Genomic DNA, 15,890 nt, shown 5'->3' with positions numbered 1-15,890 from the left:
TCTGGTATATTTTATGGTATTTCTAACATTTGACCCTTAACTTGATTGTGGAACTTTGTTAAAATGATATCAGTTTAGGAGGGTAAAACTATGAAAAAACTATCAATTTTTATGTTATTCATGATGCTTATTAGCGTAATCATTTCGCAACCCCAAAAGGCCTATGCTGATGAGCTATCAGGACATATGCATGAAAGTGGTCTGCGTTATTTGATTTCCAAAGGAGCCTTGCTGAAAGATGCTACTGGCAGCTATCGTCCGAATGATACTGTTACACGCGGTGAATTCGCCACATACATAGCAAAGGCTTTAAACTTAGAGACAAAGGATAATAGTACGTTTACAGATGTCTCTGACACATATTTATTTGCCAATGAAATCAAGCTTGCCGCTACTGCTGGCATAATTACCGGCTACACAGATGGCACATTTAAGCCAGATGCACGTATTTCAAGAGAGCATATGGCCGTTATGTTAATTAGAGCGGTTGATTATTTAAAAATTCCAAAAGGTACTTCCTCTATTACATTTACAGACAATGCTACCATTTTCAAAGATTTCCGTCAGGACATTGCCATAGGTGCTCAATTAGGGCTTATTAAAGGAAGCTCTAACGGCATGTTTTTACCTAGAGACAATGCTACAATTGCTGAAGCATCAACATTTATACTTCGCTTAATTCTCCTTGCTGATACTGTTGAAAATAATAATGGGAATAGTGAAAACAATAGTGGTAATTCCAATAATAATGGGAACTCTGATAACGACAATAATTCAGGTAATAATAATAATACCAATGCATTTATTGTTAAAGAAATCTCAAATGGTAATCTTGTAGACAAGCAATCTTATGCTAGTTTTGAAGCTGCTGAAAAAGCGATGACAAACAGTTCTTTAGTGGTTACTCAAAATAATAAGATTATAAAAATGTCTTCCGGTATTATTGTTACAAATAATTATGTCGCATTAAATTCCGAAACGATTAAAGATCAAATTGCCGTTGCTGCTAATACAGAAATGGAGTATCTGGGTAGTGATGCCACTCAAGTAAGAGTACGCTTAGCTGGACAAGTTGGTTCTTTAAAACAAGCAGACGTTACTTTAATCCCTTCTGCTTTAGTAAAGGGACGCGCTTATTATACAAATGAAAATGGTGAAATTAAACATACCTTATATGATTATAAAGCCAATAAGTACTCATCTAGTTACGTCTACGGCAAGGCTCCTAGCTTTATGAAGCAAGGTGAGAAGTACTTTAGCTGGGATGGTATTAATTTTACGAATGGTAACGGCTCTTCAAAGGGAGAAGGCTATAATTACTATCAATTCTTACCTGCTCGTGCTACAACACAATATACAGCTGAAGAAATTGATCAATATATTATGCAAAAACTAGCTGAAGTTGAGAGCTCAGGTGCTTCTATTTACAAAGACGCTACGACAAAAAGTAAACTAATTGGTTTAGGTACCGTGTTAAAAGATGTCGAAGCGAATGCCCATATTAACGCCATGCTTATTTTAGCACTGGCACAGCATGAAAGTGCCTACGGGATGAGTGATCATGCTCAAAATTTGAATAACCTATTTGGTTTATATGTATATGATACAAATCCATTAAACAAAAAATTTGATAGTGTTGGCGCAAACATTAATGAGCTTGTTGAAAAGTTCTTACAGCCTAATTACATTACGCCTGGAGGACGTTATACAAATGGTTCAGTCGTTGGCTCTAAAGCAATTGGGTTTAACGTAAAATACGCCTCTGACCCTTTCTGGGGTGCCAAAATTGCTGGACACTATTATCGTGCCGAAAAAGCATTAGGCTATAAAGATGCTAGTAACCCATATAAAATTGCACTAACAACAACAGCTGGTCTAAACGTTCGTGCTGATGCATCCACACAACAAAGTCCACTATTCACCTTTAATAAAAGTAATATGCCTGTTATCGTCACAGATATTGGTGCTAATGGTTGGTATCAAGTAATTTCAGATAGATCTCACTCAGAACCTGCTTATATTAGTAAGGATTATATTAAATTCATCACTACTGTCAAGTAAAACTAAAAGGCTACCTCTCTAATAATGGAGGTAGCCTTGTTTGTTTTTTCGGAAACCGGGTACTTAATAAGTAAAGAGAAAAAACGACCCCAAAGCTAGTAAAACTTTGGCATCGTCTCTTCAACTTTTATTGTTTTTTATAGTATTGCAAAATACCATTATAAATTGATTCTGCAAATAGATTTACATATTGATCATTTGTCATTTTATTGTGATCCTCAGTATTTGTTAAGAAACCAAGCTCCACTAGAATAGATGGAATGACCATATTGCGAATTACGTAGTACTGTTCTTGTTTAACACCACGATTTTTCATATTTAAATTGTTAACAATTTGGTTATTTACAAATGTGGCTAAATCTATGTCTTCCTGATACATATCTCCTGTAGATATAGCATAATATGTTTCAGTACCTTGTGCTGACGAATTGGCAGCAGAATTGACATGGACACTAACAAAAATCTCACCGTAGTTTGCTTGTGTGAAATCTACTCGATCTTGTAATGATGGGTACGTATCACCAGTACGTGTCATATACACTTTGGCACCAGCATTCTCTAGTAATTGCTTTACTTGCGTGCTGACCTTTAATGTAATGCTCTTTTCAGAAACAGAACCTTTTACTGTCCCTGGATCTTTACCACCGTGACCTGGGTCAAGGATGATAACGCGATTTTGTAAAGGTTTAGCTGACTGATTTAATAGTTTTAAATAAGATTTATGAACATAACCTGTTTGTCCATTGTATGTGATTTCTGCCCAGTAACCGCTTATGCTATTAACTTGGACATACTCTCCTTTATTCAGCTTGAAAAGTACTGCTGACGTTGAATTACTTTGACTGCGCACATTTAGGTTAGCAACCGTTACTCTTCCTAGTACATCTCCTGAAGTAACAGGTGGTGTTCCTGGATCTGGATTAGGATTAGGCTTCTCTTCTTCAACCGTATCCGTTGTACTATTAGCTACCACATAACCTGGTAAACCATTCACTTGTGTTAAATAGTAGCCGCCTACTGTTTTATATACTGGTAATTTAACATTTGCTTTAATCGTTGAAATTACTTTTGCTGAAGAAGTTGGCTTTACATATAGGTTAACAGCATTTTTTGTCGTTACTTCTTTTTCGACTGCTCCTAACGCATTGCCATCTGCATCTAAAAATTCAGCATATTGTTTAAAAATATAAGCATAAGCACCTTTATAAGATACTTTTAACCAATTACCTTCAACTGCATATACTGATAATTTACCGCCTGTATTGACTTTACCTACAATGTTCGTAGTTGAAGCGCTATCCGTTGATTTACGAATATTTAAACCATCTGTCGTAACTTTTACTAAGCCAATAACCTGAGATGTATCAGGTACCGTTACACCTTTTACAGGCAATTCTAAACGATATTTCTCACTTTTTGCACGTGCCACAAATAATGAGAATTGTGAACGTGTCACCGTGCTGTTTGGTAAATACGTTTTACCTGTTCCGTTAGTAATACCATTATAATAGATTGTATTGATGTACTTCACATATTCGTGTGTGATTCCTACATCTGTAAATGGTGAATCGATTCCCTCATACTCACTTGTATCTAAATTAAATGCCTTTGTTAAGACATAACTCATTTCTCCACGAGTTAGAGCTTTGTTTGGCAGAAATTCACCTTTTATATTTTTGTCGAAGAAACCTAATTGTACAGCACGTTCTATATAACCTGACATTTCAGTGCCTACTGTAACATCTGAAAAGCTAGATTTATTTACGATTAATGGTTTGTTTCCGGAGGCAACGACAACCATTTTGGCTGCTTGTCCTCTCGTTACATTGTTATTTGGGCCAAAAACTCTTTTACCATTCACAAAATAGCCTTGGATAACACCCAAACTTACTAAATAATTAATTTCTTCATAGGCTGGGTGATTTTTAGTGACATCTTCAAATGTAATATTTGAGTTGGTAGCTGCACTGACACTTGCACTATGTATCGTAAACATAGAAGCCGAAATGAATAAGACGCACAAGATAAGACTAATTTTTTTGATGTTCAATGTCTTATTTCCTCCCTTCTTGTTCTCTTAACGTGTCCATTTTAACAAAATTAGCTAAATAATGCATCATACAATAGAACTGTTAAATTATATTTTCCATATCACTTCCTCTCCTAAGTAGTTATCATAAAAATAGAAGAGTCTGCGATTGCAAACCCTTCTTCCATTATACGCTATTCAAAAGATCAATTCTTGCAATCTATGACAAAATTAACTTGTAAAATTCAAGAAATTTATTGTTGAATTCTTTCAATGAAAACTTTAAGTTGTTTGATTTTTAGTAATTCATCAGTGCCAAAGCTTCCATCTCCATCGCCATTTGTAACACCATTAGAAGCGAGGATAGAAACATAATTACTAGCCCAGTTATTTTGAGGAACATCATTGAATGCTACTGTTTCTCCTTGGTTTTCAAGACCGAAAGCTAGTACTAAAACTTTAGCGATTTGTGCACGTGTAATTGGTGACGACGGGTTGAACTTACCGTTCGCATCGCCTTCAAAGATCCCCAATTTTTCAACAGCGGCAATAGCACCTGCATTTGCGTTTGTTGGTTTCACATCTACAAAATTAGTAGTTGTATTAGAAGTATCTAAGTTTAAAGCTTTTGCAATTTGTACAGCAACTTCTGCACGAGAAGCATATACTGAAAAGTCAATTGCAGCTTTTTTAACTTCAGCTTGTTGTTGCGCATCAAATGTTGCCACACGTTTAGCCCCTACATAACGAGAAGCCCAATAATATGGATCATTAACACTTGAGTAGCTAACGCCTTGACCTGTTTGAGAGTGGATCATATTACCATTACCTATGTATATACCCACATGTGAAATACCGCTACCACTTGTATTGAAAAATACTAAATCGCCAACTTGTAGATCACTCTTTGCTACTGCATTACCTTGTTGGTATTGAGAGCCTGATGTACGATTTAATTGAATGCCTAAGTCTGAAAATACTTTAGAAGTGAATCCAGAGCAATCAAAACCACTTGTTGTTGTACCACCGTATTTATATGGAATACCTAAATATTTAGAAGCTGTGTCAGTGACATCGTCTTTTGTCGCTGCTTCAGCAGTATTTATATGAGTTGTTGAAAATAACATGAAAGATGCAAAAATCGGTAATAACCATTTCTTATTCATACTTTTGTTATACCCCTCTCAAAACTTTTTTGCCTATAAATAGACTATCATAAAAGAAGCTCTTGTTATTTTTCATTTATGTAACGGTTTTAGACAGCAAAAAAACGCTGTAATACCAACGTTTGGTGGTATTTCCAGCGTTAAAAGAGGGATTTTTTTATCATATTTTGAAGCTTTCGTAACATTACTGTAATATTAGAGCTCCTTTGTTACACAACAACTTATTGACTAGAAAACATTTGAACCCAATAGTAATTTTCTTTGCTATCCTGCGCTATTGCAACACCTGTATTCGTATAATGTTCTTTCAAAATGTTATCGCGATGACTAGGTGAAGCCATCCATGCCTTTACAGCAATCTCGGGCGTTTGAATATTTCTGGCGATATTTTCTCCAAAGCTCGTATAATCATAATCAAATAAAGTCGCTAAATCCCATGGGGCACCATAAAACGGCGAAACGTGTTCAAAATAATGGCGGTTCACCATATCCTGCGCTTTAATGATTGCGATTTGTGTCAATTTTGGATCATACACAACAGGTTCTAGCTTTTTCTTTTGTCTTTCAACATTAATTAACTGAATAACCTTTTTCGACCATTCGGTAGAAAGGTTGACTGTTGGAATATAATCCTTTGCCAAATAATCATAAGCCACTTCTAATTTGTTTATTTTTTGCTGAAAATAAATACTTCGTTCAACGAACACAGCAAATTGGGCGCGTGTCACTAACTGATCAGGTGCAAAGTGTTTAGCGTCTACCCCACTGATAATGCCTATATCAGCAAGCGATTCAATATAATTATGTGCCCAATGCGTCTGAGGAATATCTGCGAATTGGGTATTATTTTTGTTATCAACCTTAAATTGATACGCTAATGCTAGCATTTTTGCCACCTGCATTCGCTTTAAAGGCTCCTCAGGATGAAAGTCTTCCCCTTTTTGGATAACCCCCAGTTTAACAAGCTGACAAATCTCTTTGTAATAGGGATGACTAGCAGTGACATCCTTAAATTTTGTCGTATTTGCTATGTCTACATTGGTCTGAATAGATCGAGCAATGGCAGCAGCAGCCTCTGCCCTTGTAATTGCCTGCTCCGGTTTAAATTTGTTATCGCTATATGTAGTCATATATTGCTTTGTTAGCATATGTTGTATCGAAGCATTTGCCCAATATGCATTCGAAACATCCACAACTTTGGCAGATGCCGCTTCTACCTGACTTAAACTTGTTAAACTTCCTACGGTTGCAGCTATTGAAAGGATGATGATACTCAGAATTTTTTTCAACAGGGCTACCTCCTCAATATGTCAAATATGTAGCAAACGGCGCTTTTTCATCACTGAAGTGGAGAAACGAAAATTCACCATACATACTATATGATACGAAATTTGAATAAGATAGTTTCACTTTTTTTGGAAAATATTACATTGATTCATCATTTATCATTATAAAAGGAGTTTTCCCTTAATATTCGTTGGGAAAACTCCTTTTTTCTCATACTATTGAATCATTTTAAGAAATTCTTCTAAAATACGATAGTTATACACTAATCCCTGTTGCTCTATCGACAATGAGCTGTAGTCTTTTTGAGCTGCTAATACTTTTTTCTCGAATGATGAGCTATCTGGATCGATATTGCCAATCGCTTGAACGACCTTGAGAACGGCAGCCACATCTTTTTCAGCCTGTTTGAGTAAGTCTTCATTGATGACTTGCCCCCGTACTTTAGAATCCAATGCCTGATAAGCAGCTACGGCATTGGCCACATCCTCTATATACGTTGGTGAACTTGGAGAAAGTCCTGCAATCATTTCAACGACCTTCTTGACATCGGCCATACTTTTCTCCGCCTCTAATAGAATTGAATAATTGGAGATACGCTGTTTATCTGTCGTATTCAAACTATCGTATTCTTTACGTACAGCTTCAACCATACCAAAGTAGAATTTATCCTTAGGATTTAATTTTGCAATGTTATTATAGACCTTTATCACGTTGTCTAAGGATAGTAACAATTGGTCGTTATACACATAGCGTCTTTGGTCAGCATTTAGCTTGTCGTAAGCTTTTAAAATCTTTTGATATTGACTATCCATATCCTTAGCAGTTAAGAGACGATCAATATCCTCCACAATACTTATAACGGGCTTAATCAGCTTTTCTTGGTCTTGTAATACTCTGTAGTTTTCCACAGCTCGTTGCTGATCCTTTGGTAAAGCATTATAAGCAGCACGAATTTCTTGAATACGTTTTACATACTGCTTCGGATCAACAGATGGTAATGCATCAATCATTTGCATTACATTGCCAGCTCCTAGAATACTTGACTCAGCAGCCTGCAATAAATAGTAGTTTGTCACATATTGCTGCAAATCAGCAGGTAATGCATCATATAGTGAACGGGCTCTTGCTGTATCTTGAAGGAATGTATTACTTGAAGATTTTAGTTTGCTAATCAATTCAACAACATTGGATACAGGCTCATATTTTAAGAGTACATCAATATTGTCGATGTATTTCTTCTGATCTTTCGATAGTTTGTCATATGCCTTACGGACAGAGTTAACCTTACTAACAAAGCTTTTCGATTCTGGATCAAGTTCATTAATTTGTACCATCACAGTTAAAATAGGCTTAACCTCTTTTTCACGCGTTGTTAAATCTTTAATATTCGTCACTAATTTCTTTTGGTTCGATGACAGCTTATCATAGGCAACACGTGCATTCATCAGCTTTGTTAAATAGTCTCCATCCTGCACTTCTGTTAATTTGATTAGCTCAATTACGCCCTCAGCTAACCCCTGTTCATTTTCAGCTGCTACCAGTGCATCATAGTTGATAATGGCTTGCTTCTTCTCCTCAGATAATGCATCGTAAAGCTCACGTGCCGTTTTCATATCTTGGTAGAATGTTTTACTTGTTGGCTTTAACGAAGCAATCAGGCCAATTAATGAAGCCACATCCTCGACAGCTGTAAGATTCGTATAGTTCGTCACATGTTTTTTTGAAACTTCATCAAGGGCATTATAAGCCTTCCGTGCGGCAAGTACCTTTTTTGTATAATCCTTACTCGTTGGGTCCAATGCATTGATCATTTGAATAACCTTGATAACGGCTTTATTGCTCTTTTCATAATTACTTAAAGTTTTTGCCTGCTCCACAAGCTTCTGCGCATTTTTATCTAATGCTTTATAGGCTGTAGTTAGCTCCGCTACCTTTTGGACAAATGTGTCCGGATTTTCATTCGCTAATGCAAGAACACGTTCATCGAATGCCTTTGCCATTTCGATATAGGCTTGTGCTTTTATAAGATCAGGATAATTAATAACCTGGGCTTGATCTGTTAATGCTGTATATGCATCTGTTGCTGCTTTCACATCATCCTTATACGTTTTTCTAGAAGGATTTAATGCATTAATTTTCACAATTACGTCTATTACAGGTACAACCTCTTTTAAATTCTTATAATTTTTGACATAGGTTTTATTTTTATCATCTAGCTTAGCGTAGGCTGTATAAGCTGATTTGGCTTTAGAAATATAGCTCTTAGAGGATGGATCAAGCTTTTCAAATTGTGAAATAACATTCACAACCGTTTTATATGATTTCTCTAAATCAGTTAAAACTTTAATATTCGTTACACGGCTTTTTGCCGAAGAAGGGAGTTTATCATAGGCTGCTCGAGCAGCTAAAATCTCCGTGATCATATCATTTGATTGACTTAGCTTTGATATTTGCTGAATCACACCTGCTATTACTAAATCTTCATTTAAAAGATTGGATAATTTCTCTTCAAGTTTACTTTTCATTTCAGCCAATGGAGCCGCGTCATTACCATTCCCAGCATTTAACGCCGTCACCTTTGATTGCAGTTCCGTAATTTGGATCTTGTAATCTGGCATTGTCGGTTTAAGGGCATTGACTTGTTTCGATAAAGTCGCATATTGGTATAGAAGATTTAAGCGATCTTTATTTTGCACAAATTCCTTTTCTTCCATAGCCAATTTGTCAAAGGCCGACTGAGCAGCAAATGTTTTGCTCTCAAATGTAGAAGCTTTAGGATCAATACCGTCAATTAATTTGTCCACGCTTATAGATGCATTGTAAACCTTCTCCCACTTTGTTAGCTCAGCAAGATTATTGACAATTTTTTTGACGTTTGCCGCGTTAATAGCTGTGCCAGTTGTTGCTGGTGGCACATCATAGGCAGTACGAGCAGCTTTGATCGCCTCCACTTTATCTGGAGCACTTGCAATTGCCAAAATAAGTCCTTCGATTTTTTCAGCAGAAGCAATATTTGCTACTGCTACATTTAGATCCGTTGTATTTTTTACAAGTTCTTTATCAATTGTTAATGAATCATACATCCCTTTAATCGCGTTTACTTCTGTACGATATGCCGCCTCATTGGATACACGCAGTGCTGTAATTTGTTTGGAAATATCAGCAGCCTTTTTATATTGTTCAAATGTAGAATAGTTTGCCACTAACTTTTGTGAAGCTTCATCTAAAGCGTTGTAGGATTTTTCAATAGCCGTTACAGCACTAATAAAGCTTGTTGCTGACGAAAAGTCTGCTGGTTTTTTAGCTATTAATTGAGTAATACTTAGTGAAACTTTATCTATGGCTGACAGACCCGTTAAAGCATCCTTATATTTTTTAAAAGGTGTTACTGTATCATTGTTTGGATTATAGGCCTCAGCCACTTTCTTTTGATCCGCCGTTAGTAGGTTATAAGCTGCTGTAACTTTATCTAATGCTGAAGAAATAGCTGGATAATCCGTTGGGCTTTGCTTTAATACATCCACTAAAGCGTCAAGCTCTGTTGCAGTAGTTTTGACTGCTGCTGCATCATCAACTAATTTTCCAAGTTTCGCAATATCTACTCCTTTGCCTTTAAAATAGTTATTGCGATCAGCTTCTTTATAGCCATATTGTAAGACTGTTCCTCGAATGGTATTAGTAATGCTGCTAGCACTATTGGCAAACGCTGCATCGACCGCTTTCTCAAATTGCTTTTGTACGAATAAATATGATTTGTCTGCCGTTTCATTACCTAAAAAACTTTGATATTCTGTTTCTACAGCATTTACATCGTCTATAAATGTCTTACTAGTATTAGAGATTGCACTAATTTTCTTCCAAATTGCTTGTAGTTCATTTAATAGGCGACGTTGTTCCACTACATAGTCGTACTTTGCTTGAATCAGTGCCTTTTCATTGTTGTCAAATCCAAGGTCATTCGAATTTTGTACAACTTTAATATCACCATCTGCTATCACCATCTCATTAGCAGTCGAATTCTCCGATAATTTACCGAATTGGGCAATGAGCTGTTCCTTTGTCGTTGCAGCTGCCACAGCGTTGACATAGGAAACTTGCTCCGTTTGTGCTGTGACACGAGATTGTGCATCATTTTCCTGTGCATTTGCTATAGCTGTAGGTGCTAATAAAAGACTTGTTATAACACCTGCTGTCAATTTTCGATTCAATCGAATCACCCTTTCATTTTTTATGTATAAGAAAATGATGATGTTCATTTTCATTTATCCTGAAATGGCATAGGATACCTCTTTTTAAGAGAGTGCGTAATCAAGATAAAGCATCCGAAGATCATTGAGATTTATTTCGAGCAAAATCGAAAAAATCTGGACATAAATACGCAGAGACGTAAATAATTAATCATTACTTTAGTATCGGTGTAAATTACACGTTTTCAAGCCATTCTATTATATTTACAAAATAATGGACGTCAAAAGTAGTTTTTCAAAATTACTAGCTAGAAAAACAGGAAGTTATTTCAATTATACTATACAATAGATTTATCTTGATTCTTCGGATTTCCAACGTCTATTGAATCATAAGAAGTCCTCTGGCAGATACTACAGATTTTTGACGAGTAATTGTGAAAAAATGTGACACAAATCCGCCGAGGTGTAATTGATATTAGGAATGTTTTTCATCCATCGACATGTAATGACGAAATACGTTTTTTCAACGAAATTATTGGAAAAAAACAGCTATTTTCATATGTCATAATGTCTTTACAAGGTGTATACTACATCTTTGATATCCTATTTTGGAAGAAAGGACGCTGTTTATGTTTTACCATTATAAGTTTTGGCATAGCTTAAAAAACCCTACCTACTTTACAAACATCGTAGAAAAAGGTGAGATCATCGGATATAAAAAACGTGCATTAACGGTGTTCATCCTTTTCATCCTATTGTTTGCTACTCGCGAATATTGGGGAATGGGGACAGAAAATTTAACGTCCTTATTTGCAATGGATTTACAAAATGAATACTATGTGGCACGCGTACTTTCCATGCTCGGTGCCATTTTATGGGCGATCATTTATTTTTGCTTCCATTATTACGGTGTTACCTATCTATTACATCTATTAACGGACATTCCTTATACTTGGATAAAAAAAGTCCAGCTTTACGTTGTTGCCTTTCTGCTCATTGAAAAAGCAATTCTCTTTGCTGTTTTTTATGGGGTGGGCTATACAACGATGTTTTCATTCTTTTCTTTGGCTCCCGCTGCCTTACAGGTCATTAAAACTGACTTCGTGTTATTTACAATCAATCAATTGACGGTAACGACCGTTTTAATCATTATTGTGCAGTATCTATTCCTGTCGAAATGGGAGGAAGAAGCTAGTAGAAAAATGTTAGTAGTCAAATTGATTGGCTTACAACTATTTATGGCCTTATTTGTGGGCATGATTAGTGTGCTACCCATTAAAGAATGGATTGCTAGGGGGTTAGGATAATGGCATTTATCAAGGCAAGACCATGGACAAGTATAGGTATTGTGGTGGCGATGCTCATAATCGGTATAAATGCTTATTTTGTTTTCAAAGAAGATAGCACCGTGACACGATCCTACTTTATTGATGAATTTCAGAAAGCTTATATAGGTACGAATACGGAGCGTGTCAATAAGGATACCATTGTGGCACCCGCCGAGACATATACGATTACAGCTGATGCAACAAAGTTATCCGCTGTCAATGTAAAACGTGGCCAGGAAGTGATGATGAATGATTTACTCGCTACCTTTAAAACAGATGAAGTAGACGAGGAGCTTACAAAGCTTGAATCGGAACGCACTGCCTATGAAACAGAATTAAATGATTTACAAAATGCACTTGATCAAATTGAAGACGAATACGACGATTCGAATCCAAAAAGCTCTATTAATACCGATCAAATCAATGATAGATTGTCTGTTACATTAAAATTAGAGCTTGCTCAACAAAATTCGCTATCGACAGCAGTTGCCCTGTTAAATCGACATATTGCTGAAACAAATCGTCAAATTGCAATCATTGAAGCGCAAATTACACAAATAGAGTCTCTTCAAGGCATTGTCAGTCCTATAGATGGTGTAGTGTCAGCAGTGAAAGAAGAAGCTGGTGCTTTAACCTTCGAAATCTATTCGAATGAAAAAGCCATGTATGCTTATTTGTCAGAAAAAGAATGGCAAAAAGTACAGGAAGGCCAAACGGTTGATTTTAAAGTGAAACATGTCAAAGATGCATTATCTGGTATCGTTTTAGACAAGCAAATGATTGCTACAGATGATGAAACATTTTGGGCAAATGAATTAGCTAAAACAACAAACCTTCCGCATCCAACAAATTATGAAGTATTACTGCAACAAGATGCGCCAATAGAGGAAGTACCGTTTTCAACAACTGGTAAAGCCTCCATTATTGTCAATGAAGCGTTCGATTCTTATAAAGTCGATAAATCGTGGTTAGCGACAACAAAAAGAGGAAATAAAAAGCTCCATATCATTAATCAGGATGGGAAAATCCAATTGATAGATATTAATGTCCAATTTAATACGACTCAATCAGCTATTTTCTCAGACTATCTCGATGAAGGAACACCAATGCTCTCTAATGAGAAGCGCAATATAGAAGCCTACACCTTCCGTACATTACCTATTGAGAAATTGCATTGGAAGCAGTTTAAAGAGTTAACTTGGAAGCAATATATGAAATACATTGTTTTCTAAATGCAAAATCCGCCTCACTCTCTCTAGAGATGGGCGGACTTTTTTTATGAAAATATCCCTTGTAGCTATTACAGGGGGTATTTCATGTTTATTTTAGTGATAAGCATCTATTTAAGAAGCTTGCAAATTGAGCACGAGTAATTTGTGCATCTGGTCTAAATGTATTATCTGGGAAACCTCCTGTTAAATCATTCGCCACAAGTGCTTGGATATTGCTGTATGCCCAGTGTGTTGATTTAACATCTGTGAAGGAAACTTTACTTGTACCTGTTAATTTGTAGGCTCTTGTTAAAATCGCTGCCATCTCTGCACGTGAAAGCTGTCCGTTTGGATTGAACTTCCCTGCTTCTTGTCCTTTAATAATGCCAGCCTGCTCGACTGCTGCAATGGCACTATATGCATAATGACCTTTACTTACATCTTTAAAGCTAGAATCCTTTGTTGTTGATAGATTCAGTGCTCTGGCAATGATTGTAGCTGCCTCTGCACGTGTAATGGACGCTTCTGGCTTAAAAGTACCATTTGAGTAACCTTTAATCAGCGATTTATTGTATAAGCTTTGGATTTCAGAGAACGCCCAATGTCCTTTGTTCACATCCGTATAAACTAATTCTTCATGATTATCTTTGTAGACAGCCTGTAATTGATCGAAGTACAGCTGACCTTTCTTTTGAAGAGAAGCTGTTGGTTGAGCAACATATAAACGTTCGAATTTCAATGGTGTTGCTAGATTACTTGGAATATCAGCCGTTACGTATTCCCAGCCATTCCAGTCTAGGCCGCCCTGACTTGTGAAATCAATCGTGTGCTTAGTTCCTGATCCATCTACGACAACGCCTCTTAGCCAATGCTTACCTGCATCGCCAAATACCCAAACACCGATATTTTTAGGCTGCCCTGACATAGCAATAGGTGTTTTAGCAACCATATAGGCAGCCTTTGTTCCTGTGCCCGCTACTGTAAAATCATAGTTTAATTGCATGCTAGCTGTTCCCTGTCTCGCATACTCTTTTGAGTTTGCTAATGAAGCATTCGCCTTTGCTACTTCCGTTGTCCAAGAAGACACACTATCAAAGCTATCTAGCACAATAGGCTTTTCTGCTAAATCTATTACAGAAACAGCTATGGACGTACGAATACCTCCATATTCTCCAATAATTTTCCCTTCACCCTTTTGAGTAGCTGTAAAGGTTGCACCCTCCATCTTGCCAATATTTCCTTCAACTGACCACTTCATACTTGTCGGATTGATGGTCATCGGATTTAAGTATTGATCATAAGCAGTCGCTACCTGCATATCTACAGATGAACCTTTCATGACTTGACCAACACTATTTAGCGTAATAGATTTTACATTCCCTGGTGGTGCTGTATTAACGACCTGTAAAATAGCCGATACACGACGCTCACTTCCCTCAGACGGTTTGTTCACAAGATTGGCGAAATACCCTCCTGGATTGCGCGCGACCATCGCTGTAGAACCGCCACCATCTAAGTTAATAGCCGAAGTAGCCCCCATTGAAATTAAATGTGAAGCTAAATCTGATAAGTTAACACCATTACTATGGCCACTTAAACGACCATCAATTGTAATAAGTGACACCTTTGTACCTGTAGCATCTACCGCTACTGCTGTACGAGGACTGCGTGTCGAAGCAAAGCCAGAATTTGTTGGCATCGAAATATCAACTTGACCATTGCGCACAAGCATTGGTCCTGCAGCTAAAATGAATTGAGCATCCATCCATTTTTGATCAATCGACAGGCTGACATCGATATTTGTACCTGCCGAAATATTGCTTAATTCAGCGGCTAATTCTTTATTTTGTACTGAAATAACAAAACCATCCGCTGGTACAGATGAGTTTCCTTCTGCACCATACGTCGTTACATGAGAAACTGTGCCTGAGAATTGATCACCGAAATGCAAAGTATTTGTATCTTGGCTAGCACCTGACACTACTAGTTCTAACCCCCATGCATTTGTACCAGTTGTCTTTTTTTCTGGCGTATATAAAACGTTTTTATTTGTTCCTCGTTCACTATTAATGAGATCAATAGGATATGTTTTTCCATTTACTTGAAAGGAGAGATTCGTTGTATAATAATCTGCTATCGCTTTCCCTGACTTAGATAAGCCAAATGCAACTGGCTTTTGAGTCGGGCTTTCATACGTATCTCCCAAAATACCATAATTGACAATTTCATTCTTTTCCGCTAACAAGTTCGCGGGCATACCATTTCCTAAAAAGTATGAAGCGTTAACAGCTCCAACAACACGATGGCCATCATACGTGTTTTGCTTCGCCATAGCTGATGTCGTTTTTAGGGAATTAATAGGATTGGGCATCCCAATTTCTAGTTTTGTATATGTATTATTTAAATTTACATCTAAAACATTTACAAACTGACGGATAGAGCCTGAAGTATAGGTTTGCTGTAAGTGATTTACTTGTGGGGATACCTCTGTTTTCACTTCACTCACTTTATTGCCAAAACCGGCTGCTTGCCCGTTGAGGGGGCTAACAGTTAACATAAGCACGAACATAACTACAACAATTGAGACTAATTTTCTTGCCAATTTCTTCACTCCGAATTAA

General features: G+C 36.8%; 8 protein-coding genes. 3 read left to right on the top strand and 5 right to left on the bottom strand.

Going from position 1 to position 15,890, the window contains the following annotated elements; translation table 11 throughout:
* The first annotated feature begins 90 nt into the window (after positions 1 to 90).
* The gene (locus AC1Q6O_RS01675; protein WP_171366121.1) at positions 91 to 2,061 is read left to right on the top strand and encodes an S-layer homology domain-containing protein; all 1,971 of its coding nucleotides are present in this window, start codon (positions 91 to 93) and stop codon (positions 2,059 to 2,061) included.
* Between the two features lie 127 nt (positions 2,062 to 2,188).
* On the opposite strand, the gene AC1Q6O_RS01670 is transcribed toward AC1Q6O_RS01675, so the two are convergent.
* From AC1Q6O_RS01670 to AC1Q6O_RS01655, 4 genes are all read right to left on the bottom strand, one after another.
* Positions 2,189 to 4,111 carry an N-acetylmuramoyl-L-alanine amidase gene (locus tag AC1Q6O_RS01670; RefSeq protein ID WP_170844175.1) on the bottom strand — a complete coding sequence of 641 codons (1,923 nt, stop codon included), beginning with the start codon at positions 4,109 to 4,111 and terminating at the stop codon, positions 2,189 to 2,191.
* A 233-nt stretch (positions 4,112 to 4,344) separates the two neighbouring features.
* Complete coding sequence (locus AC1Q6O_RS01665; RefSeq protein WP_008180868.1) at positions 4,345 to 5,256, bottom strand: C40 family peptidase; 912 nt, start codon at positions 5,254 to 5,256, stop codon at positions 4,345 to 4,347.
* Between the two features lie 221 nt (positions 5,257 to 5,477).
* On the bottom strand, positions 5,478 to 6,545 hold the full coding sequence (locus AC1Q6O_RS01660; protein ID WP_008180870.1) for a CAP and S-layer homology domain-containing protein: 1,068 nt from the start codon (positions 6,543 to 6,545) through the stop codon (positions 5,478 to 5,480).
* A gap of 213 nt (positions 6,546 to 6,758) precedes the next feature.
* Entirely contained in the window at positions 6,759 to 10,760 is a 4,002-nt protein-coding gene (locus AC1Q6O_RS01655) for a cell wall-binding protein (RefSeq protein ID WP_492401026.1), read from the bottom strand.
* Between the two features lie 599 nt (positions 10,761 to 11,359).
* On the opposite strand from AC1Q6O_RS01655, the gene AC1Q6O_RS01650 reads away from it, so the two are divergent.
* Together AC1Q6O_RS01650 and AC1Q6O_RS01645 are read left to right on the top strand one after the other, a co-directional pair.
* Positions 11,360 to 12,037, top strand: a complete 678-nt coding sequence (locus AC1Q6O_RS01650) for a hypothetical protein (protein WP_008180873.1) — start codon at positions 11,360 to 11,362, stop codon at positions 12,035 to 12,037.
* Positions 12,037 to 13,290 (top strand): HlyD family secretion protein, encoded by a 1,254-nt coding sequence (locus AC1Q6O_RS01645; RefSeq protein ID WP_492400888.1) that lies wholly within the window; start codon positions 12,037 to 12,039, stop codon positions 13,288 to 13,290. Before AC1Q6O_RS01650 ends, AC1Q6O_RS01645 begins: the two co-directional genes overlap by 1 nt.
* An 88-nt stretch (positions 13,291 to 13,378) precedes the next feature.
* Here the strand turns inward: AC1Q6O_RS01645 and AC1Q6O_RS01640 are convergent, their stop codons facing one another.
* The gene (locus AC1Q6O_RS01640) at positions 13,379 to 15,880 is read right to left on the bottom strand and encodes an S-layer homology domain-containing protein (protein ID WP_492400887.1); all 2,502 of its coding nucleotides are present in this window, start codon (positions 15,878 to 15,880) and stop codon (positions 13,379 to 13,381) included.
* Positions 15,881 to 15,890 lie beyond the last annotated feature (10 nt).

It is taken from the genome of Lysinibacillus sp. GW823-FHT06C08, assembly GCF_058795135.1.
The sequence above is the reverse complement of the archived record's forward strand: the minus strand, read 5'-3'. Positions and strand labels throughout refer to the sequence as shown.

What these genes read in the sequence shown, in the direction of transcription:
- AC1Q6O_RS01675 (WP_171366121.1), top strand. Translation starts at nt 91, where the DNA reads ATGAAAAAACTATCAATTTTTATGTTATTCATGATGCTTATTAGCGTA.
- AC1Q6O_RS01665 (WP_008180868.1), bottom strand. Translation starts at nt 5,256, where the DNA reads ATGAATAAGAAATGGTTATTACCGATTTTTGCATCTTTCATGTTATTT.
- AC1Q6O_RS01650 (WP_008180873.1), top strand. Translation starts at nt 11,360, where the DNA reads ATGTTTTACCATTATAAGTTTTGGCATAGCTTAAAAAACCCTACCTAC.
- AC1Q6O_RS01645 (WP_492400888.1), top strand. Translation starts at nt 12,037, where the DNA reads ATGGCATTTATCAAGGCAAGACCATGGACAAGTATAGGTATTGTGGTG.